Genomic DNA, 19,711 nt, shown 5'->3' with positions numbered 1-19,711 from the left:
CCTATATTGAACTCTGCCCGGCATCGCCTTATGCGTTGCACGGGCGGACTGCGGGTAACGGAGGGAGGGCGCCATGAAGATCGCGAGCATCGAAGCCATCGTCCTGCGCATTCCGTTCACGGTGGGCGGCGTTTCCGCCGCGGGCGTCTGGGGCGGCGCCGGGATGCAGGCCGCCGACTCGCTGCTGCTCAAGGTGACGACCGACGATGGGCTGGTCGGCTGGGGCGAGACCTTCGGCTTCGTGGGGATTCCGGCGGTCAAGGCGGCCATCGAACAGATGCTGGCGCCTGCCTGCCTCGGCCGGGACGCAACCCGGATCGATGCCATCGGCCTGGACCTGCAACGCAGGTTCCATGTCTTCGGGCGCAGCGGGGCCATCTTCTACGGGCTGTCCGCGCTCGATATCGCCCTGTGGGACCTTTGCGGCAAAGCGGCCGGGCTGCCTGTTCACCAACTGCTCGGCGGCGCGCGCCGGGACCGCCTGCCTGCCTATGCCAGCCTGATCCGGTATGCCGATCCCGAAACGATGGCGGTCAATGTCAGCCGCGCCATCGCCGATGGCTACCGGAGCCTGAAGCTGCACGAGGTCGACCTCGCGGTCATTCGCGCCGCCCGCGAAGCAGCGGGCCCGGACATCGAGATCACGCTGGATACGAACTGCCCGTGGCCGCTCCATGAGGCCATCGACATGGCGCGCGCGCTGGAACCCTTGTCGCTACGGTGGCTGGAAGAGCCCCTGTGGCCGCCGGAGAACTATGCCGGACTGGCCGCCCTGCGCCAGCAGTGCGCCATCCCGGTCGCCGCCGGCGAGAATGCCACCACGCTGATGGAGTTCCAGCACCTGCTCAGCGTGGGCGCCGTCGATGTGGTGCAACCCAGCCCGGCCAAGATGGGTGGCATCAGCGCCTTGCGCAACGTCTTTGCGCTGGCCGAGGCGCACAACACGCAAGTGATGGTCCATACCTTCTATGACGGCCCGGGGCTGCTGGCCAGCATGCATGCCACGGCAGCGCTGGGGGATGCTGCGGCCATGATCGAATGGCGCTACTTCGACATGGAGGCGCAGGTGCTTGGCGATGCCGTGGTGCCGCGCGATGGCATGATCGCGGTACCCGCTGGCCCGGGCCTGGGCATCGACCCGGATCCGGAGGTCATTCGGCGATATCGCGTTGCGTGAGCATCATCCCGGCATCAGAAATCCACCTTCTCCCCCGGCTGCGGCACGATCACGCCTGCCGCGGCGCCAGCGCCCAGCGCCGCCTTGAACGCTTCCGGTGTCCCGCTCAACTGCGGCGAGGTCTGATAGTGGATCGGGATCGCAAAGCGCGGCCGGATCAGGTCGCGCACCGCGATGGCGGCTTCCTGCGGTCCCATGGTGAAATGGCCGCCAATGGGGATCAGCACGAGATCGGGTTTGTAGACCTCCCCGATCAGCCGCATGTCACCGAACAGTCCCGTATCGCCCATGTGCCAGATCTTGAAGCCGTTCTCCAGCTCGATGATGTAGCCGACGGGCTCACCGCCGTAGTGGGTTTCGTCCTTGCCGGTGGCGGGGTTCTTCAGCGCCAGTTCCGACGAGTGTTCGGCATGCACTGCGGTGATTCTGGGGCCGGTCGGGCCAAAGGGCATGACCGTGCCGCTCTTGCCGAAGCGCTGCGCCTGCGCGGCCGGGACCATGCCCAGGCTGACCAGGGCCTGGCCCAGGCCGCCGCCGTTGTAGATCGGCGCGTTGGTCAGCCTGGCCAGGGCGGGGGCATCGCCCAGGTGGTCGCTGTGGGCGTGCGTGACCAGAATCAGGTCGACCTTGCCCAGCGCCGAGAGCTGCTTGAAGCCTGGCGGCGTCTTGGGATTGGTGGTGAGCCATGGGTCGACCACGATGACCTTGCCGCCGGGCGTGGTGATGCGCGTGGCGGCCTGGCCCAGCCACAGCACTTCGGCCTTGCCGGCGGTGGGCTGGCCGGCCGGCATCGGGCGCCGGGCCTCCGCTGGCGGCGTGGGCGCCGCGCAGGCGCCGAGCAGGGCGATGACGGTGGCGAGGAGAACGGCGCGCAGTCTGGTCATGGTCTTTCTTCCCTGGATGAATTGGCCTGGCAACTTGCAGTACTAGCGGACAAACATGCCCAATCCTTCGTGGTCGTAATACTCCAGCCACACGCGGTCGCTGGAGAACGCCGCTTGCGAGATCGTGCCCGGCGTCGCGTTCTCGTTATTGAGCGTGAAGGTAAAGACGTCGCCGTCCCAGTGGCTCAGCGGCAAGGTGAGAGGGGTGGCGCCCAGCGTCATCACCAGCGTGCCGCCCTGGTCGGCCACCTGCAGCGGACCGTAGTAGTCGTTCTGGTAGATGCCGGTGTAAGCCGAGAGTGCGCGCGCCGGCAACGGGTTGGCCGGGGGTGCCTGGCCGACCAGCCGGCCTTCCGGTGCCAGCAGCGGCGCAAGCGCATCGCCGTAGATCTTGCCCCAGTCGCGCCGGATGGCGCCGTACTGCACGAGATCGAAGAATTGTGCGTTCAGGGTTTCCGGGACGCCAATGGGATAGCCGTTGGTCAACGTGACGATGGCCAGGTTCAGCGACGGCACCGCGGTAAAGTTGGTGGCCGCGCCCACCGCGAACGCGCCGGAGTGGTTATAGGAGGCCAGCCCGAGTTCGGTCGTGCCGACATTGAAGCCATAGCCGTAGTAGCTGGCCGGCCGTCCGCTGACGGGCGGGCTGCTTTGCATCTGCTGGCTCAGCGCGGGTGCCAGCGCGGCGGCGTCGACGATGCGCTGGCCTGCGAACTCGCCTTTGGCGAGCAGCATCGCCAGCCATTTCGCGATGTCGTTGACGGATGAGCTGACGCCCCCGGCGGGCGACTGCGCATCCGGCATCGTGCCCATGCCTTGCACCCAGGCGCCGTTGATCCTGACATGGCCGAGGGCGCGGTTGTCGCGCGCGGCAAAGTCGGCGTAGCGCGAACTGGTGCGCGCCATGCCCAGCGGTTGGTAGATGGCCTGCTCGGACAGCGTGGCCCAGTCGATGCCGGCCGCGGTGGCCACGGCCTCGGCGGCGGCGGTCATGCCAAAGTTGGTGTACGCATAGACCGCCCGGAACGGATGCAGCGGCAGGTAGCGCAGGCGCGTCAGCACCTGCTGGCGGTCGAAGCCCATGTCTTCAAGCCGGTCGCCGGCGTGGTCGGGCAGGCCGGAGCGATGGGCGTAGAGATCGCCAATGGTGACGGCTTCCGTGACTTCCGCTTCCGCGAGCGCGAACCACGGCAGGTGCGCGCGCACCGGCGTATCCCAACTGATGCCGCCGCGGCCGACCTGCCGGGCCACCACGGTTGCCCCGATGGGCTTTGACACCGACGCAAGCTGGAACACAGTGTCGGCATCGACCGGCGCGGGGTCGGTTACCAGCCTGCGGCCAAAGCCTTTGGCGTAAACGGTTTGATTGCCGCGCACCACGGCGGCGGCCATGCCCGGCACGCCGGAACTGGCCATCAGGTCAGCGGCCAGCTTGTCGACCTGGGCGATGGCCTGGGTGATCTGGGATTCGGGAACCGGACCGGGCGGCCTGGGCGGATCGTCGTCATCCCCACCGCAGGCGGGCAGGGCAGGGACCAGCAGGCCGCCCAGCGCGGCTCCCAGGAAACGGCGACGCTCTTGCAGTTTGCCCACGGTGGTTCTCCGCAGTTCTTAGGTCAGGCGGGTCGGCCGCGCCCTTGGATAGGAATACTGTAGGCGATGGGGGCGGGGAGTGGCGAATGCGAAACGTCTTATCGCCGCACGATGGCGGGGGCGAGAAACTGCAGGCCTCACCGAAGGGTTCGGTGGGCGGGGGTGACAACCCGAAAGAACCTCGGCAGATTCGATCTCATTCAATCAAGAGTCGCGCGGGCAACCATGTTTCCATGGCGGGCCGGGCGGGGCAGCTGCAAGGCTGGCCGGGTCTTCTTCTGCTGAGGTTCCCCGGTATGTCACCCCCGTTGTCAGGCCCGCCACCTTCTTCTCGTCTGGGCAGGCGGGCTCTCTCTGGCTAGTAGGAGATAAGCGCGATGCAAATGTCTACCCATCACCCTTCAGGACCCCGGCATATCGTGCCGGCCGGCACGATCGAGTCCTTTGAGCAAATCAGCGCCGGGCTGAGTGCCATCCTGTTGCTGGTTGAAATCGAGAGCGAGCGTTCGGAGGGTTGCCACAACGTGTATTCGCTGCTGGCAATGGTGAAGGCGCAGCTGGACCAGACGGCGGCAAAGCTGTGCGCGGATGAATGACGAGTCCGTCGCGGCAAAACAAAAAGCCCGCACGTTCGTGCGGGCTTTTCGCTTTGAAACCTTGGTGCCCAGGAGAGGACTCGAACCTCCACAGTGTTGCCACCGCTAGGACCTGAACCTAGTGCGTCTACCAATTCCGCCACCTGGGCAAGGTGAGCGCCGGATTTTACAGCGCGCTGCGGATTTTGCAAGTCCCTCGGCCGGCTTTGGCGCAAGAAATCCGGTTGAGCTGCGGTGGGCCGCTGTTGCTGGTCAATCGGTGGACACGTCAGCGTCGGAAGTGAGGATGTCAAACAGCGCCTTGGCCGCAGGCTGCAACGCCCGGTCGCGACGGCGTATCAGCGCCAGGACACGGTCCACGGCAGGCTCGGTCAGCGCGATGGCGCACAGGCGGGGATGATCGCGTGGCAGTGCCAGGCCCGGCAGCACGGCCATGCAGAGGCGGGCTTCCACCAGCGCCAGCACGCCAACCACGTGGTTGGCTTCCCCAGCCGGCTGGCACGCGGCGAGACCTTCGATGTGGTGATCCTGGCGGACTCGGGTCTCGACAAGCTGATATCGGAGGGCAAGGTGGCAGCGGGCAGCCGGGTACCAGCCGAACTGCAGCAGCGCGTCTTCTTCTCCGCCGGGATGGTGGCGGGCCACCAGAGCGCGGCGGCTTCGCGGTTTGTTCGGTTCCTGGCGTCCCCGGCGGCAGCCACGATCGTGCGAACGACCGGACCGGAGCCGGTTGCCACGCCGCTGCCGCCGCCGGCTCCGCCGGTTCTGGGGCAGCCGGAACAACGCTGAACCGCTTCAATATCCGTTGGCGGCCGCAAAAAACAAAAAGCCCGCACTTTTGTGCGGGCTTTCTGCTTGAATCTCTGGTGCCCAGGAGAGGACTCGAACCTCCACAGTGTTGCCACCGCTAGGACCTGAACCTAGTGCGTCTACCAATTCCGCCACCTGGGCAAGGTGAGCGGCGCATTTTACCGAAGGTTCACAAATTTGCAAGCACCTCCGGCGGGCACACGCAGCATCGCTGGCCGGACTGCGTTACGGCGATCCGGATGTGCCACGGGCAATCAGAACGACGGCACCATCGCGCCCTTGTACTGGGCCTTCATGAACTGGCGCACGTCTTCAGACTGGTACGCTGCCACCAGCTTCTTGACCCACGGCTTGTCCTTGTCCTGCGTGCGCACGACGATGATGTTGGCGTACGGGCTGTGGATGTCTTCCAGTGCGATCGCGTCCTTGGTCGGCTGCAGGCCGGCCGCGAGCGCGTAGTTGGTGTTGATCACGGCGGCGCTGACATCGGGCAGGGCGCGGGCCAGCTGCGCTGCATCCAGTTCCACGAGCTTCAGCTTCTTCGGGTTCTCGGCCACGTCCAGCGGCGTGGCGTTGACACCGTTGGTGCCGGCGCCTGCCTTCAGCTTGATCACGCCTTGCGACTGGAGCAGCAGCAGGGCGCGGTTTTCATTGGACGGGTCGTTGGGCACGGCCACCTTGGCGCCTTGCGGCAGGTCCTTCGGCGACTTCAGGCTCTTCGCGTAGATGCCGAGCGGCGAGATATAGGTGTAGCCCACGCTCTGCATCTTGTAGCCGCGCTGCTTCACCTGGCTGTCCAGGTAGGGCTGGTGCTGGAAGCTGTTGGCGTCCAGGTCACCGGCATCCAGTGCGGCGTTGGGCTGCACGTAGTCGTTGAACTCGACGACCTTGACGTTCAGGCCATTGCGCTTGGCCACTTTCTGGACGACTTGCCAGACTTCGGCATCCGGGCCGCTGACCGTGCCGACGCGGATGGTCTGTTCCTGGGCCGACGCGCTGCCGGCGGCGAAAAAACCAAGAGCGGACACTGCGACCGCCAGGCGCTTGATGAGAGACGTGCTGCGCATAGGAGTTCTGGAGATATTCTGGTTATGTGGCGAGTGAGACAGTCGCCTGGGCAGGGATCGCCTGACCGGGGCGAGGGCCACAGATTAACGCAATTGCGTCAAGATGGCGCGGCGGGAATGAATCTGGCGTCTATTTCTTTTTCATAAGCTTATGAATCCAAACAACGCCAGATGACCGGCATTAAATGCTTCTGTGCCAAGGCTCAGTCTGCAAAGACTTCGCGCAATGTCCGCAAGGTGTCTTCCACGATCCTGTCACTCAGGCCGCCGGCCCGCCTGACCAGCCGGGACTTGTCCACGATCCGGAGCTGGTCCAGCAGGATCAGGCCAGTCTTGCGCTGAAAAGTCACCGGGACGCGAAACGGTGCCGGCCTGCTGCCGGTAGTCATTGGCGCCACGGTGACGGTGCGCCACTGGCTCAGCCAGCCACCGCCCCATATCCCTGGCCCTTCCACTCGATAAAGCACAAGCCATGGCCGAACGGGTCCGACAGCCTTGCCTGCCGTCCCCAGTCAAAGTCCTGCGGCCAGTCCTCGATCTCGGCGCCGGCTTCCAGCGCGCGTTCGATGGCCTGTTCCAGGTTGGCCACGACGAAGTCGAGGTGGACCGGCGTCCAGTGGCGGCGGTAGTCGCGCCGGGTATCGGCGCGGGTGGTGGGGCGGGTGCCGGCGGGCTTGGCGAGCAGGTAGATGGGGGTGTTGCCGCCCAGCATTTCGGCAACGGTGCCGTCGAACAGCTTGCGGTTCAGCCTCAGGCCAAGCCCCTGCGCGTAGAAGTCGATGCCACGCGGCAAATCGTCGACATCGATATTGATCAGCAACTCCATGACAGCCTCCTGGCGGCGTTCCGTGTGAAAGCGGCCGCATTGTGCGCCGGGTCTCCTGACAACTGCTGTCAGGAGTGATGTTTCAGCCGGCCAGCCAGGTGCCAGGAACGGCGCGCTAGCCGCGCAACAGCTCCCGCACCACCGGGCGCAGCGCGTCGCCGAGTGCCAGGTGCGCGTCGGCATCCAGGTGCACGCCGTCGACCTCGCTGCTCTGGATCACGGTGCCGGCGTCGAACAGCGGACAGCCCAGTTGCGTGCAGACCTCGGCCACGGCTTGCGGCAGGCCCGTCCACTTATGTTCGCCGCCAGCAAACTTGGGCGCCAGCGGCCCGCGCGGAGTGCGGATCGGGGGTGGGGTGACGACCAGCACCGGAGGCACCGGCATGCCCGGCTCGATCGGCGCGCTGCGGATCGCCTGCACCAGCGTGGCGATGCCCTGGGCGGCGTGCCAGGCGTTGTGCGGGTGCATCGACTGGAAATCGTTGTTGCCCAGCATCAGGACCACCAGCGCCAGCGGCGAGTGGATTTCAACGCGCTGCGCCAGCCCGTGCAGGCCGTTGCGGCCGGGTTTGAATGGGTCGTCCCAGACCGTGCGGCGGCCGTTCAGGCAGTCTTCGATGACGCGCACCGGGGCGCCGCCGCCGGCGTTCAGGCCCAGTTCCAGCCGGCCGGGCCAGCGCACCGGGAAGGGCAGGCGCCGGCGCGTGCCGGGCACGATGCCCCATGACAGCGAGTCGGCGTAGACAAGGATCTGCAGAGGATCGGTTTCGGCCAGCGGCGCGGCAGTCATGCGGGACTCCAGTTGGCGTGGATATTGGTCGATAAAGGGCAATGGTCCGTGTCAAGCCATGTTGCACCGCGCAGACAAAAAGGTCTCCCGAATACGCGGAGACTTCATAATATCGACTTACTGACGATCGGGAGAATGAAGTTGCGTTTCGAGCACTTGGTTGAGATCAACGATCCAGGCAATCCTCAACTGGATCCGCTGACGCCTGACCAGCTGTGGCAAGGGCTGGTGCTGCGCGCCGAGTCGCCCGAACTCTTCGTGCTGGGGCTGGACCGCGCCGAAGTAGTCGGCCGCGGCGACAACTGGATCGATCGCGTGCTGCATTTTGGCGAGGCGTCGATTCATGACCATGTGGTGTTCGAGCCGCGCCGGCAGGTGCGCTATGAAACCGCGGCCACGGCCGAGCATGCCGGCGGCACGCTGACCATGGCGATCGAGACCCCGGGCCCGGGCGCGCTGCTGCTGCGCTTTGTCTACAACACCACCATGCCGGCGGTCGACGCCAGCGGCGATGACCGCTATGCCGAGATCGTCAAGTCCGCCTACCACGAGGCCGATATCGACACCGTGCGCAAGATCCGCGAGATCGCTGACACCGGACGGCTGGGGTGAGCGAGGGTCCCGCCACGCCGGAGGGTTCCGGCCAGCGGCCGGGTCTGCCGACCCGGCTGGCGCTGCGTGTGCGCTACGGCGAGCGGCTGCGCTGGCTGGTGCTGGTGACGCTGATGCTGGGCACGATCTCGTCGATCGTCTCGTCCACCATCATCAACGTAGCGATTCCGGACCTGAGCCGGCATTTCGTGCTGGGGCAGGAGCGGGCGCAATGGGTGGCGGCCAGCTTCATGATTGCGATGACGCTGTCGATGCTGCTGACGCCCTGGCTGCTGAACCGCTACGGGCTGCGCCGCACCTTCCTGGGGGCCTCGCTGCTGCTGGGCGCGGGCGGGCTCTTTGGCGGCTTTTCACCGACCTACGGCGTGATGATCGCGATGCGCGTGGCCGAAGGCGTCGCCGCAGGCATTATGCAGCCGCTGCCCAATATCCTGATCCTGCGCGTGTTCGAAGAGCGCGAGCAGGGCAAGGCGATCAGCATGTTCGGCTTTGGCGTGGTACTGGCGCCGGCGCTGGGGCCCAGCCTGGGTGGCTTCCTGGTCGAGGCCTTCGGCTGGCGCTCGATCTTCTTCGTGGTGGTGCCGCTGACGCTGATCGGCGTGCTGATGGCGCGGCGCTTCATGGCGGTGGACTCGATCATGATGGGCGAGCGCCAGCCGCTGGACTGGCGCGGGCTGGGCCTGGCCGGTATTGCCACGGTAAGCCTGCTCAACGGCGTGGTCGAGATGCGCGACAGCGTGCCCGCGGGCCTGGCGCTGTCGGGCTTCGGCGTGCTGATGCTGGCGGCGTTCGTGCTGTGGCAGCTGCGCGCGGCGCATCCGCTGATGAACCTGCGGCTCTACAGCTACCGGCAGTTCGCGGCCGGGGCGGTGGTGGCCTTTATCTACGGCGCGGGGCTGTTCGGCTCGACCTACCTGCTGCCGGTCTATATGCAGATGGCGCTGGAATACACGCCGTCGCGCGCGGGCCTGGTGCTGTTCCCGGCGGGCGTGATGCTGGCGCTGACGATCGCCATATCGGGGCGCTTCACCCACAAGATCGCGCCGCATATCCAGGTGTCGTTCGGGCTGGCGCTGCTGTCGCTGTCGTTCCTGCTGATGGCGCTGGGCTCGCGCTCCACGCCATATCTGGTGCTGGTGGCGCTGGCGGTGCTGGGGCGGATCGGGCTGGGCTGCATCCTGCCGTCGCTGACGCTGGGGGCAATGCGGGGGGTGGACTTCACGCTGATCGCGCAGGGCTCGAGCTGCATCAACTTCCTGCGCCAGCTGGGCGGCGCCATCGGCGTGAGCCTGGCGGGCGTGGGCCTGCAATGGCGGCTGGCGGAGCACGGCGCGGTGCTGGGCCAGGCCGGCGACGCCGCCGTGCAGGCGGCGCGCATCCGTGCCTTCGATGAAACCTTCCTGGCCGTGGGCGTGGTGATTGCCAGTGCGATGATCGCGGCGTGGCGGATCCGGCCGCGGCCGGTGCCGGCGGCCTGAGGCCGCCGGGCCTGGCTGCGCCGGCTTAGCTGGCTGCGCCGCTGCGCAGTTCTTCCACCAGCGCGATGTACTGCTCCATCGCCTGTTCGCGTGCGGTGCCGCGCAGGGCTTCCCAGGCTTCAAACTTGTAGCGGCCGACAAAGTCGGTCATGCCGGGCTTGTCGCCGTGGGCATCGCCTTCGCTGCCTTGCTTGAACAGGGCGTACAGGCGCAGCAGGGACATGTTGCTGGGGCGCTCGCTCAGTTGCTTGACGTCGATCCGGGCCTGGTCGAAGCGTGCCTGCAGGTCGCTCATGGGGGTTCCTCCGTGTGTGCTGTCTGGATTGCGAAAGTGCAGGCCGATGATAGCCGCCCGGCGACGCCGCGCCGTCCGTATAAAACCGAAGAAGCCCTCGATTCCGGGCGTCACCGGATACAATCGCGCCATGTCCTGGATTCTTGCTGTTGAAACTTCTACAGAGTGGTGCTCGGTCGCGCTCGGACGTGCGATGCCGGGTGCCGGAGTCGAGTGCCTGGTGCGCCATGAGCACACTGGTGCACGCTCGTCGGCACGCGTGCTGCCGGCTGCCGGCGAGCTGCTGGCCGAAGCCGGCATTGCGCTGGCGGACTGCGCTGCGATTGCCTTTGGCGCCGGCCCGGGCTCGTTCACGGGCCTGCGCACCGCTTGCGGCGTGGCGCAGGGGCTGGCCTTCGGCGCCGGGCTGCCGGTGGTTCCGGTCAATACCCTGATGACGTGCGCCGAGCGCGCGCGCGCCGCTACTCCGGCGCTGCCGGACGACACCGCGGTGCTGGTGGCGCTGGACGCGCGCATGGATGAAGCCTATTCCGCTGCTTTCCGCTGGCATGCCAGCGCGCGGGAATGGGCGGAAGTCACGCCGATGCAGGTCAGCGCGCCGGAAACCGTACCGCTGCCCGACGGCGATTTCTGGCTGGCCGGCAATGCCTCGACGGTTTTCGGCGAGCGGCTGGCGGGCCTGGCGCGTGCCGCGCGCGTGCTGCCGGAGGCGATGCCCCATGCGCAGCCGATGATCGCGATTGCACTGCGCGCACTGGCGCGCGGCGAGGCCATCGACGCCGACCAGGCCATGCCGATCTACCTGCGCGACAAGGTCGCGCAGACCATCGCCGAACGCGAAGCCGCCGCTGCCGCCCGTGCCGCGGCCCAGGCCGGGAGCGCATCGTGAGTGCAGCCTATCCGCTCGATCCCCGCAACCACTGGCCGGCCGTGCCCGCCATGCCGGTGCTGCCGGACGGCTGGGCGCTGGGCCGCATGAGCGCGCTCGACCTGGCGGCCGTGGCGGGCATCGAGGCGCGTGCCTACAGCCATCCGTGGACCCGCGGCAATTTCGAGAACTCGGTCAAGTCCGGGCATCTCGGCCTGACGCTGCGCGACCCGGCTGGCACGCTGGTGGCCTACGCCGTGCTGATGCCGGTGGTCGATGAAATGCACCTGCTCAATATCACCGTCGAGCCGCGGCGCCAGCGCCAGGGGCTGGGGCGGCTGATGCTGGCGGTGGTGCTGGCCACCTCGCACGCGCACCGCATCCATACCATGCTGCTGGAAGTGCGGCCGTCCAATACCGGGGCGATCGCGCTGTACCAGGCGGCGGGGTTTGCCGAGATCGGGCGCCGCAAGGGCTATTACCCGGCCCTGGGCAGCAAGCGCGAGGATGCGCTGGTGCTGCGCCGCAGCTGGCCGGCCGAGTCCGCCGCCAATGAAGGCACGGAGGGCAGGGCATGAGCCGCCGCGCACAGTTCCTGGAAGTCCTGGGCATCCCGACCGAATGGGTGCCGCGCGAGCGCGCGGATGCGCAGGCAGAGGCTGCGCCGGAGGTGGCCGTGGCGCAGGCAGCGATGCCTGTTGCCGAGGCGCCTGTGGCCGAGGTTGCCGCAGTGGTTGCCGCTCCGGCTGCGGAACCCGCCATGCCGGTGCCGGCGCCAGTGGCGCCGCCGGTCTCCCGGGCACCGGCGGCGCCTGCTCTGGTTCCGGCCGGCCCGGAACCCGGCTCGGCGCAAGCAGATCGCGAAGCCGCCATTGCCAGCATGGAATGGCCGGCGCTGGACGCCGCCGTGGCCGGCTGCACCGCGTGCGGCCTGTGCCAGCACCGCACCAATACCGTATTCGGCGTGGGCGACCGCCAGGCCGAATGGATGCTGGTGGGCGAAGCCCCCGGCGAGAACGAAGACCTGCAGGGCGAGCCCTTCGTGGGCCAGGCCGGCAAGCTGCTCGACAATATGCTCGGCGCGCTCGGGCTGGCGCGCGGGCGCAATGTGTTTATCGCCAACGTGCTCAAGTGCCGTCCGCCCGGTAACCGCAACCCGGAGCCCGAGGAGGTGGCGCAGTGCGAGCCGTTCCTGCGCCGCCAGATCGCGCTGGTGAAGCCCAGGGTGATCGTGGTGCTGGGCCGCTTTGCGGCGCAGTCGCTGCTGCGCAGCACCACGCCCATCGGCAAGCTGCGCGGCACCGTACATAGCTATGAAGGTATCCCCGTGGTGGTGACCTACCATCCGGCTTACCTGCTGCGCACCCTGACCGACAAGGCGCGCGCGTGGGAAGACCTGTGCCTGGCCAGGGAGGTCCATGACCGTGCGGGAGCTGGGGCCTGACCTCTCCTTGACCCGCGGCGGCGACGGCAACAGGCCGTCGGGCCCGCCGCTGTGGCGCCGCGCCGCGTCGGCGCGCACGCGCGACCTGGCCTGGACCACGCTCTCGCCGCCGCTGCTGGCGGCGGTGCCGGGCGCGGCCCCGGCGCGCTGGCCCGCCGGCACGCTGGCCGCCTGGCAACACTGGCTGGAAGCCGCTGACCCCGCCACGCTGCCCGCCACCATCGACGAACTGGCCGACGGCCACGTCGCCCCTTCCGCCGACGATCCCGACCAGGATCCCGCCAGCCGCAGCCTGCGCCTGGGCCGCCATGCCGAGCGGCTGCTGCATTTTGCGCTGCGCCATATGCAGGGGCTGTCGTTGCTGGCCGCCAACGTGCCGGTGCGGTGCGCAGGACGGCAGGGTATCCGCACGCTGGGTGAGCTGGACTTTATCTGGCGCGAGCAGGCGTCGGGCGCGGTGGTCCACTGGGAGATGGCGGCCAAGTTCTACCTGATGGCGCCTGGCGACAGCCAGGTAGCGCGGGCGCAGGATTTCATCGGCCCGAACCTGGTCGACCGCCTTGGCGACAAGCTGGGCCACATCGTGCACCGCCAGCTGCCGCTGGGCTGCACCGCGGAGGCACAGGCCCTGCTGGGACATACGGTGGACCGCAGCGAGGTCTACCTGCTGGGCTGGCTGTTCTATCACGATGGCCGGGTGCCGCCGGGGCTGGATGCGCTGGGCATCGCGCCAGACCATTTGCACGGCTGGTGGTCAACGCTCGATGACTGGGCCGCCCGCGCAGCCGCTCGGCCCGGCTTGCGCTGGTGCCGCCTGCCACGTACCGGCTGGCTGTCGGGCGCGCTGGTGCCCGAATCCGGCACGGAAGAAGCCGGCGCGCTGCGCGCGATGCTGGCGCAGCGCTTTGCCGACCCGCGCCATGACCACGGCTGGCGGCGCGAATCTCCGGTGATGCTGTGCGAACTGGAGCCGGCCGGGCCAGAGGCGCCAGGCTGGTGGCGCGAATGCTCGCGCGGGTTCGTGGTGCCGCCGGGGTGGGAAGAGCGGGCGCTGGCGCGGGCGGCGGAGCCGCCAAGACCGGGGCCGCAGGCCGCGCAGGACGCGGCCTGACCCTCGCTGCGCCGGCTAGTGGTGCTTGTCCTCGCCGATCATCGCCAGCGAGTTGAAGGTGCGCGCGTTGTACTTGTGCAGCTTGAGCACCAGCGCCATGGTCACGCAGATAAACAGGCCCAGTGCGACGATGACCACGCCGATCGGCACGTTCAGCTTGATCAGCAGCGCATACAGGCACAGCATCAGCAGCACCGAGACGTTCTCATTGAAGTTCTGCACCGCGATGGAGTGGCCGGCCGACAGCAGCACGTGCCCGCGGTGCTGCAGCAGCGCGTTCATCGGCACCACGAAGTAGCCAGACATGGCGCCCACCACCATCAGGAATACATAGGCAATGGCCATGTACAGCGGCATCTGCAGGCCCATCACGTCCAGCGTGACATTGGGCATTGCATCCTTGGTGTAGAACGCCATGATCATCACGGTGGCGCCCATGGCCACGCCAAAGGGCAGCACCGACAGTGACTTGCGCAGCGGGATGCGCGCCGCGGCCAGGATCGCGCCCACGGCCACGCCCACGGCCACCACGGCCTGCAGCAGCGCGCCCTGGGACAGGTTCAGGCCCAGCGATTTCTCGGCCCACTTCAGCACGATGAACTGCAGCGTGGCGCCCACGCCCCAGAACAGCGTGGTCACCGCCAGCGAGATCTGGCCCAGCTTGTCGCGCCACAGCGCCACGAAGCAGTCGCCGAACTCGGCGATCAGCCTGATCGGGTTCTTTTCCTGCGCCGGATAGCGGGCGCCGGTATCGGGGATGAACAGGTTGAAGATCGAGGCGACCACGTAGAACAGCATGATCACCACCATCGCGGCCTCGGCCGGGGTGTCGATGCCGGTGTTCAGGAACGGGACATCCAGCTGCAGCAGCATGCCTGACACGTGCACGGAAATCAGCGCGCCGCCGACCACGGTGCCCAGGATGATCGAGCCCACCGTCAGGCCTTCGATCCAGCCATTGGCCAGCACCAGTTTCTCCGGCGGCAGCAGCTCGGTCAGGATGCCGTACTTGGCCGGCGAGTACGCCGCCGCGCCGAATCCCACCACGCCATACGCCAGCAGCGGGTGCAGCCCGAACATCATGATGGCGCAGCCGACCACCTTGATGGCGTTGGTGATGAGCATCACCCGCCCCTTGGGCATGGAGTCGGCAAAGGCGCCGACGAAGGCGGCGAGAACGACGTAGGAAAGAACGAAGAACAGCTTGAGCAGCGGGGTCATCCACTGCGGGGAATGCAATTCGGTGAGAAGGGCGATGGCGGCGATCAGTAAGGCATTGTCGGCCAGCGAAGAAAAAAACTGCGCGGCCATGATGGTGTAAAAACCCTTCTTCATGCTGTCGACTTTTTCTCCATCGCGAGCTCCGCTCAGGTTGGCCAGGCTGGCGCCCACCGGGGAGGCCATGGTTTGCAGGGAACCTTGTGCCGCGGCCGTGTCGAATTGTGTCTGTGGTGCTGCGCTGCGGCGCCTTGAGGCTTGCCTGACAGTCATTGACATAATGCTTCGCTTTTAGAACATGGCCGGAGCGTCCGGCTTTATATCACGAAAACATGACATTCCCGAACCCCGGCAAGGGCTCTTTTTGACAGCGGATTGCCGTGCCGATTCCCCAATGACCCCCGGCAACGGCATCTGAATGTGTTCAAATAACGACTGCGACCGCGACCAGCCGACCGGGTCTTCCCCGATCTGGTGCGTGGTCGAACCGATATGGTGACTGGGATACAAGGGCGTGCCAATTCCGCACATTCCCGCATGCCAGTCGCCGCAACATGCTGCTGCACACCGACAGGTGACGTTTGCGCCATCGATACTGAGACAGAGCCGTACTTCCAGCGCCCGCGCCGGCCGCCCACGCCGCCAGCGGCGCCGCCGGCTTGCTCGTCCGCTTCCTGAGATGTGACTTCCATGCCAAGACCCATCCACGCTGTCATCCACCAACCCGCCCTGGCCAACAATCTCGACATCATCCGCGGCAAGGCGCCGGAGTCGCGCATCTGGGCGGTGGTCAAGGCCAATGCCTACGGCCATGGCATCCGCCGCGTCTTTGCCGCCCTGCGGGGCGCCGACGGCTTCGGCCTGCTGGACCTGAACGAGGCCGTGCTGCTGCGCGACCTTGGCTGGCAGGGCCCGATCCTGCTGCTGGAGGGCTTCTTCCAGCCGCAGGATGTTGCCGTCATCGAACAATACCGCCTGACCACCGCGATCCATTGCGACGAGCAACTGCGCATGCTGGAAAGCGCACGCGCCAAGGGACCGCTGGCGATCCAGCTCAAGCTCAATACCGGCATGAACCGGCTCGGCTTCCATCCGGCCGCTTACCGTACCGCCTGGGAGCGTGCACGCGCCATGCCCTGTGTGGGCAGTATCGTCCATATGACGCATTTTTCCGATGCGGATAGTGCCCGAGGCGTGGCCCACCAGATCGAGGCTTTCGACGCCGCTACGGCCAACCTGCCGGGGGAGGCCAGCCTGTCGAACTCGGCCGCGGTGCTGTGGCACCCGCAGGCGCACCGCGCCTGGGTGCGCCCCGGCATCATCCTGTATGGCGCCTCGCCGACCGGGCGCGATGCCGATATTGCCGGCACCGGCCTGCAGCCCGCCATGTCGCTGCACAGCGAACTGATCTCGGTGCAGGACCTGCAGCCGGGCGATACCGTCGGCTACGGCTCCTTGTTCACCGCCGAGCGGCCGATGCGCATCGGCGTGGTGGCGTGCGGCTATGCCGACGGCTACCCGCGCCATGCGTCGGGCTGGGGCGAGCAGCGCGCACCGGTGCTGGTCGATGGCGTGCGCACCGAACTGGTCGGGCGCGTGTCGATGGACATGCTGTGCGTGGACCTGACCCCGTGCCCGAAGGCCAGGGTCGGCAGCCCGGTCACGCTGTGGGGCCAGGGCCTGCCGATCGACGAGGTGGCGCAAGCCAGCGGCACGGTGGGCTATGAGCTGATGTGCGCACTGGCCCCGCGCGTGCCGACCTCGGTGGCGACGATCACGGCTTCGGACAGCGCCGCGCCTGCCGTGGCCTGATCAGGGCGTTGGTGCGGGCGCTGGCCCGCGCACTTGCCATCTGCCGGCCGGGCCACTTGTGGGCCCGGCTCGTTTTTTCCTGCAAGGACATCCGTTGGCCAAGACCAAGACTGTCTATACATGTACTGAATGCGGCGGCACCACGCCGCGCTGGGCCGGCCAGTGCCCGCATTGCCAGCAATGGAACACGCTGGTGGAGACGGTGGCCGAGTCCGCCGCGAACAAGCGCTTCCAGCCGCTGGCGGCCTCGGCCACGGTGCGCAAGCTGTCGGAGATCGATGCCGCCGACGTGCCGCGCTTTTCCAGCGGCATCGATGAATTCGACCGCGTGCTGGGCGGCGGCCTGGTGTCGGGCGGGGTGGTGCTGATCGGCGGCGATCCCGGCATCGGCAAGTCCACGCTGCTGCTGCAGGCACTGGCCAACCTTGCGGGCCAGCGCCGCGTGCTCTACGTCAGCGGCGAAGAATCCGGTGCGCAGATCGCGCTGCGCGCGCAGCGGCTGGGCGTGGAAAGCCCGTCACTGGGGCTGCTCGCCGAAATCCAGCTGGAGAAGATCCAGGCCACGCTGGAAGTGGAAAAGCCCGAAGTCGCGGTGATCGACTCGATCCAGACGCTGTACTCCGAGGCGTTGACCTCCGCGCCGGGCTCGGTCGCGCAGGTGCGCGAATGCGCGGCGCAGCTGACGCGCATTGCCAAGAGCAGCGGCATCACCATCATCCTGGTCGGCCACGTGACCAAGGAAGGCAGCCTGGCCGGTCCGCGCGTGCTGGAGCATATCGTCGATACGGTGCTGTATTTCGAGGGCGATACCCATTCCTCGCACCGGCTGATCCGCGCCTTCAAGAACCGCTTCGGCGCGGTCAATGAGCTGGGCGTGTTTGCCATGACCGAGCGCGGCCTGCGCGGCATCAGCAATCCGTCGGCGCTGTTCCTGTCGCAGCACGAAGAGACCGTGCCGGGCTCATGCGTGCTGGTGACGCAGGAGGGCACGCGTCCGCTGCTGGTGGAGATCCAGGCGCTGGTCGATACCGCCCATGTGCCCAACCCGCGCCGGCTGGCGGTGGGCCTTGAGCAGAACCGGCTGGCGCTGCTGCTGGCAGTGCTGCACCGGCACGCGGGCATAGCCTGCTTTGACCAGGACGTGTTCCTCAACGCTGTGGGCGGGGTCAAGATCACCGAACCCGCCGCCGATCTCGCGGTGCTGCTGTCGATCCACTCGTCGATGCGCAACAAGCCGCTGCCGCGCGGCCTGGTGGTGTTCGGCGAAGTCGGCCTGGCCGGCGAGATCCGGCCCAGCCCGCGCGGGCAGGAGCGTCTGAAGGAAGCCGCCAAGCTGGGCTTTACGATCGCCGTGATTCCCAAGGCGAACGCGCCCAAACAGAAGATCGACGGGCTCGAAGTGATCGCGGTGGAACGCATCGAGCAGGCCATCGACCGCGTGCGCCATCTGGACTGAGCCATGGACGACGGCATCGCCTTCGAGACCGAACGCCTGCGGCTGCGCCAGTGGCGCGAGGCGGACTATGCGCCGTTTGCCGCGCTCAATGCCGACGCGCAGGTGATGCGCTATTTCCCTGCGCCGCTGGCGCGTGTTGAAAGCGATGCGTTGGCCGACCACTGCCGCAGCCTGATCGCAGCGAAGGGATGGGGCGTCTGGGTGGCGCAGCGCAAGGCGGACGGTGTTTTCCTGGGGTTTGTCGGACTGCACGAGCCCACCGCGGCGCTGCCGTTCGCGCCCTGCGTGGAGATCGCCTGGCGCCTGGCGCGGCACGCCTGGGGCAGCGGCTACGCGACCGAGGCGGCACGCGGCGCGCTTGCCTGGGGCTTTGAGCGGCTGGGGCTGGATGAGATCGTGTCTTTCACGACACTCGCCAATGCCCGCTCGCGGGCGGTCATGGAAAGGCTCGGCATGCGTGAGGATGCCGTGGGTTTCGAGCATCCCGCGTTGCCGCCAGGGCACCCCTTGCGGCCCCATTGCCTGTACCGTTTGCCGCGTACGGCGTGGCAGGCAGCCGGCGCATAGCACCCCTGCGTCAATCCGCCACAGGGCAGGGGGCTTGCGCTGCATGTGACGCCAACTGCAGGCGCTGCAAAATAGGTAATAATGCGCAGCAATGCCGCGCCATCCACTGACGGCACCGCTTACCGGATTACCTGATCACCCACTATGCAAGCCAACTCACGCGCCTATTTCCTGCTGATCGCCCTCGTTTCCTTCGGCCTGGTCGGCGTTGCGCTCTACCTGCAGTTTGAAAAGGGCTACCAGCCTTGCCCGCTCTGCGTGATGCAGCGCTTTGCCTTTATCGGCATCGGCATCTTCTCGCTGCTGGCCGCCGTGGCGCAGAATACGCGCTCGCTGTGGCAGGGCCTGGGCATGCTGTCCGGCATTGCCGGGATTGCGGTGGCGGTCTACCACGTGTCGCTGCTGCTCAATCCCAAGGCCAGCTGCGGCATCGATCCGCTGGAGAACTGGGTCAACGCGCTGCCGACTGCCAAGGCGCTGCCGCAGGTGTTCTACGCGGATGGCCTGTGCACCGCGCCGCTGCCGCCGGTTCTGGGGCTGTCGGTGCCGGCATGGTCGCTGATCTGGCTGTTTATCCTGACGCTGACGCTGGCGGTGGGGTTGATCCGGCGCGAGAAGAATTTCCGCTGAGTGGTGAATTGATAAAGAAACCGGCGCACCAGGCGCCGGTGTTTGTTTGATGCAACGGATTTTCGAGCAGCGCTGGTTTGCTTTGACGTAGTCGGGTAGTACCGGGCCTGTCAGTTTTTTTGTGTGCAGGGCAGGTAAAGGCTCACCGTCAATTCGACCGGTGAGCCAGCATTATCTCAACGATGCGGATGGGTGAAGCGGTCCTCGTAGAGGATCGCAAACTGGTTCATGGCAGCCTTCCAGTCATGCGTTGAACTGCCCCACTTCCCGGTGATGTTGCGCAGGGCCAGCCACAGGAGCTTGGTCGCCGCCTCATCGCTGGGGAAGTGGCCCCGCGTCTTGATGATCTTGCGCAGTTGCGCATTGATGCTCTCGATCGCGTTGGTCGTGTAGATGATCTTGCGGATCGCCGGCGGGAACGTAAAGAACGGGATCACCTGATCCCAGGCGCGGCGCCAGGACGCGGCGATCGGGGGG

General features: G+C 67.1%; 22 protein-coding genes, 2 tRNA genes and 1 pseudogene. 13 read left to right on the top strand and 12 right to left on the bottom strand.

What is annotated here, in order from left to right:
• Window positions 1-73 precede the first annotated feature (73 nt).
• Window positions 74-1,177 carry a mandelate racemase/muconate lactonizing enzyme family protein gene (locus tag C265_RS10090; protein WP_010810614.1) on the top strand — a complete coding sequence of 368 codons (1,104 nt, stop codon included), beginning with the start codon at window positions 74-76 and terminating at the stop codon, window positions 1,175-1,177.
• A gap of 14 nt (window positions 1,178-1,191) precedes the next feature.
• On the opposite strand, the gene C265_RS10085 is transcribed toward C265_RS10090, so the two are convergent.
• Together C265_RS10085 and C265_RS10080 are read right to left on the bottom strand one after the other, a co-directional pair.
• On the bottom strand, window positions 1,192-2,061 hold the full coding sequence (locus C265_RS10085; protein ID WP_010810615.1) for a metal-dependent hydrolase: 870 nt from the start codon (window positions 2,059-2,061) through the stop codon (window positions 1,192-1,194).
• A gap of 42 nt (window positions 2,062-2,103) precedes the next feature.
• A complete protein-coding gene (locus C265_RS10080) occupies window positions 2,104-3,654 on the bottom strand; it encodes a serine hydrolase (protein WP_010810616.1) in 1,551 nt (516 codons plus the stop codon).
• 377 nt (window positions 3,655-4,031) lie between these two features.
• On the opposite strand from C265_RS10080, the gene C265_RS10075 reads away from it, so the two are divergent.
• On the top strand, window positions 4,032-4,250 hold the full coding sequence (locus C265_RS10075; protein ID WP_037024065.1) for a DUF1484 family protein: 219 nt from the start codon (window positions 4,032-4,034) through the stop codon (window positions 4,248-4,250).
• A gap of 62 nt (window positions 4,251-4,312) precedes the next feature.
• Here C265_RS10075 and C265_RS10070 read toward each other — a convergent pair.
• A tRNA-Leu gene (locus C265_RS10070) sits at window positions 4,313-4,399 on the bottom strand.
• A gap of 103 nt (window positions 4,400-4,502) precedes the next feature.
• Window positions 4,503-4,715 (bottom strand): LysR substrate-binding domain-containing protein, encoded by a 213-nt coding sequence (locus C265_RS10065; RefSeq protein WP_246840197.1) that lies wholly within the window; start codon window positions 4,713-4,715, stop codon window positions 4,503-4,505.
• Between the two features lie 21 nt (window positions 4,716-4,736).
• Between C265_RS10065 and C265_RS32820 the strand changes: the two are divergent.
• Window positions 4,737-5,039 (top strand): annotated as a pseudogene (locus C265_RS32820) (ABC transporter substrate-binding protein); the annotation flags it as partial.
• A 75-nt stretch (window positions 5,040-5,114) separates the two neighbouring features.
• On the opposite strand, the gene C265_RS10055 reads toward C265_RS32820, so the two are convergent.
• From C265_RS10055 to C265_RS10035, 5 genes are all read right to left on the bottom strand, one after another.
• Window positions 5,115-5,201 (bottom strand) — tRNA-Leu (locus C265_RS10055).
• Between the two features lie 113 nt (window positions 5,202-5,314).
• Window positions 5,315-6,127 (bottom strand): MetQ/NlpA family ABC transporter substrate-binding protein, encoded by an 813-nt coding sequence (locus C265_RS10050; protein ID WP_010810620.1) that lies wholly within the window; start codon window positions 6,125-6,127, stop codon window positions 5,315-5,317.
• Between the two features lie 203 nt (window positions 6,128-6,330).
• Window positions 6,331-6,594 carry a type II toxin-antitoxin system PemK/MazF family toxin gene (locus C265_RS32490; RefSeq protein WP_052181613.1) on the bottom strand — a complete coding sequence of 88 codons (264 nt, stop codon included), beginning with the start codon at window positions 6,592-6,594 and terminating at the stop codon, window positions 6,331-6,333.
• Window positions 6,546-6,953, bottom strand: a complete 408-nt coding sequence (locus C265_RS10040) for a VOC family protein (RefSeq protein ID WP_010810622.1) — start codon at window positions 6,951-6,953, stop codon at window positions 6,546-6,548. Before C265_RS10040 ends, C265_RS32490 begins: the two co-directional genes overlap by 49 nt.
• Window positions 6,954-7,068: 115 nt before the next feature.
• Window positions 7,069-7,743, bottom strand: coding sequence for an SGNH/GDSL hydrolase family protein (locus C265_RS10035; protein ID WP_010810623.1), 675 nt, complete (start codon window positions 7,741-7,743; stop codon window positions 7,069-7,071).
• A gap of 135 nt (window positions 7,744-7,878) precedes the next feature.
• On the opposite strand from C265_RS10035, the gene C265_RS10030 reads away from it, so the two are divergent.
• Both C265_RS10030 and C265_RS10025 read left to right on the top strand, forming a co-directional pair.
• Window positions 7,879-8,355 carry an SRPBCC family protein gene (locus C265_RS10030; protein WP_010810624.1) on the top strand — a complete coding sequence of 159 codons (477 nt, stop codon included), beginning with the start codon at window positions 7,879-7,881 and terminating at the stop codon, window positions 8,353-8,355.
• Entirely contained in the window at window positions 8,352-9,833 is a 1,482-nt protein-coding gene (locus C265_RS10025; RefSeq protein WP_010810625.1) for a DHA2 family efflux MFS transporter permease subunit, read from the top strand. Before C265_RS10030 ends, C265_RS10025 begins: the two co-directional genes overlap by 4 nt.
• A gap of 25 nt (window positions 9,834-9,858) precedes the next feature.
• Here C265_RS10025 and C265_RS10020 read toward each other — a convergent pair whose 3' ends face one another.
• Window positions 9,859-10,128 (bottom strand): acyl-CoA-binding protein, encoded by a 270-nt coding sequence (locus tag C265_RS10020; RefSeq protein WP_010810626.1) that lies wholly within the window; start codon window positions 10,126-10,128, stop codon window positions 9,859-9,861.
• A gap of 130 nt (window positions 10,129-10,258) precedes the next feature.
• On the opposite strand from C265_RS10020, the gene tsaB reads away from it, so the two are divergent.
• From tsaB to C265_RS10000, 4 genes are read left to right on the top strand one after another with little or no spacing between them, the layout of a single operon-like run.
• A complete protein-coding gene (tsaB, locus tag C265_RS10015) occupies window positions 10,259-11,017 on the top strand; it encodes a tRNA (adenosine(37)-N6)-threonylcarbamoyltransferase complex dimerization subunit type 1 TsaB (RefSeq protein WP_037024062.1) in 759 nt (252 codons plus the stop codon).
• Window positions 11,014-11,574 (top strand): ribosomal protein S18-alanine N-acetyltransferase, encoded by a 561-nt coding sequence (gene rimI / locus C265_RS10010; RefSeq protein ID WP_010810628.1) that lies wholly within the window; start codon window positions 11,014-11,016, stop codon window positions 11,572-11,574. The genes tsaB and rimI overlap by 4 nt, the downstream gene beginning before the upstream one ends.
• On the top strand, window positions 11,571-12,440 hold the full coding sequence (locus C265_RS10005) for a uracil-DNA glycosylase family protein (protein ID WP_010810629.1): 870 nt from the start codon (window positions 11,571-11,573) through the stop codon (window positions 12,438-12,440). The genes rimI and C265_RS10005 overlap by 4 nt, the downstream gene beginning before the upstream one ends.
• Entirely contained in the window at window positions 12,415-13,551 is a 1,137-nt protein-coding gene (locus C265_RS10000; protein ID WP_010810630.1) for a DUF1853 family protein, read from the top strand. Before C265_RS10005 ends, C265_RS10000 begins: the two co-directional genes overlap by 26 nt.
• Before the next feature lie 15 nt (window positions 13,552-13,566).
• Here C265_RS10000 and lplT read toward each other — a convergent pair whose 3' ends face one another.
• Entirely contained in the window at window positions 13,567-14,886 is a 1,320-nt protein-coding gene (lplT, locus tag C265_RS09995) for a lysophospholipid transporter LplT (RefSeq protein ID WP_010810631.1), read from the bottom strand.
• Between the two features lie 573 nt (window positions 14,887-15,459).
• Here lplT and alr point away from each other — a divergent pair.
• The 4 genes from alr to C265_RS09975 all read left to right on the top strand — a co-directional run bounded on the left by alr (window position 15,460) and on the right by C265_RS09975 (window position 19,234).
• Window positions 15,460-16,581, top strand: coding sequence for an alanine racemase (gene alr / locus C265_RS09990; RefSeq protein ID WP_010810632.1), 1,122 nt, complete (start codon window positions 15,460-15,462; stop codon window positions 16,579-16,581).
• 94 nt (window positions 16,582-16,675) lie between these two features.
• Entirely contained in the window at window positions 16,676-18,037 is a 1,362-nt protein-coding gene (gene radA, locus C265_RS09985) for a DNA repair protein RadA (protein ID WP_010810633.1), read from the top strand.
• A 3-nt stretch (window positions 18,038-18,040) separates the two neighbouring features.
• Window positions 18,041-18,604: a GNAT family N-acetyltransferase gene (locus tag C265_RS09980; RefSeq protein WP_010810634.1), complete on the top strand. Its 564-nt coding sequence runs from the start codon at window positions 18,041-18,043 to the stop codon at window positions 18,602-18,604.
• A 144-nt stretch (window positions 18,605-18,748) separates the two neighbouring features.
• Window positions 18,749-19,234 carry a disulfide bond formation protein B gene (locus C265_RS09975; protein ID WP_010810635.1) on the top strand — a complete coding sequence of 162 codons (486 nt, stop codon included), beginning with the start codon at window positions 18,749-18,751 and terminating at the stop codon, window positions 19,232-19,234.
• 176 nt (window positions 19,235-19,410) lie between these two features.
• Here the strand turns inward: C265_RS09975 and C265_RS09970 are convergent.
• The coding region (locus tag C265_RS09970) for an IS256 family transposase (protein WP_010809865.1) at window positions 19,411-19,711 on the bottom strand (301 nt) is incomplete at its 5' end.

This window comes from Cupriavidus sp. GA3-3 (assembly GCF_000389805.1).
Taxonomy (GTDB): domain Bacteria; phylum Pseudomonadota; class Gammaproteobacteria; order Burkholderiales; family Burkholderiaceae; genus Cupriavidus; species Cupriavidus necator_D.
This window is presented reverse-complemented; position numbering and strand designations above follow the sequence as displayed.

Excerpts from the sequence above, each read along its gene's own strand:
- C265_RS10090 (WP_010810614.1), top strand. The coding sequence starts at position 74 with ATGAAGATCGCGAGCATCGAAGCCATCGTCCTGCGCATTCCGTTCACG.
- C265_RS10085 (WP_010810615.1), bottom strand. The coding sequence starts at position 2,061 with ATGACCAGACTGCGCGCCGTTCTCCTCGCCACCGTCATCGCCCTGCTC.
- C265_RS10075 (WP_037024065.1), top strand. The coding sequence starts at position 4,032 with ATGCAAATGTCTACCCATCACCCTTCAGGACCCCGGCATATCGTGCCG.
- C265_RS10050 (WP_010810620.1), bottom strand. The coding sequence starts at position 6,127 with ATGCGCAGCACGTCTCTCATCAAGCGCCTGGCGGTCGCAGTGTCCGCT.
- C265_RS10040 (WP_010810622.1), bottom strand. The coding sequence starts at position 6,953 with ATGGAGTTGCTGATCAATATCGATGTCGACGATTTGCCGCGTGGCATC.
- C265_RS10035 (WP_010810623.1), bottom strand. The coding sequence starts at position 7,743 with ATGACTGCCGCGCCGCTGGCCGAAACCGATCCTCTGCAGATCCTTGTC.
- C265_RS10030 (WP_010810624.1), top strand. The coding sequence starts at position 7,879 with ATGAAGTTGCGTTTCGAGCACTTGGTTGAGATCAACGATCCAGGCAAT.
- C265_RS10020 (WP_010810626.1), bottom strand. The coding sequence starts at position 10,128 with ATGAGCGACCTGCAGGCACGCTTCGACCAGGCCCGGATCGACGTCAAG.
- tsaB (WP_037024062.1), top strand. The coding sequence starts at position 10,259 with ATGTCCTGGATTCTTGCTGTTGAAACTTCTACAGAGTGGTGCTCGGTC.
- C265_RS10005 (WP_010810629.1), top strand. The coding sequence starts at position 11,571 with ATGAGCCGCCGCGCACAGTTCCTGGAAGTCCTGGGCATCCCGACCGAA.
- C265_RS10000 (WP_010810630.1), top strand. The coding sequence starts at position 12,415 with ATGACCGTGCGGGAGCTGGGGCCTGACCTCTCCTTGACCCGCGGCGGC.
- lplT (WP_010810631.1), bottom strand. The coding sequence starts at position 14,886 with ATGAAGAAGGGTTTTTACACCATCATGGCCGCGCAGTTTTTTTCTTCG.
- alr (WP_010810632.1), top strand. The coding sequence starts at position 15,460 with ATGCCAAGACCCATCCACGCTGTCATCCACCAACCCGCCCTGGCCAAC.
- C265_RS09980 (WP_010810634.1), top strand. The coding sequence starts at position 18,041 with ATGGACGACGGCATCGCCTTCGAGACCGAACGCCTGCGGCTGCGCCAG.
- C265_RS09975 (WP_010810635.1), top strand. The coding sequence starts at position 18,749 with ATGCAAGCCAACTCACGCGCCTATTTCCTGCTGATCGCCCTCGTTTCC.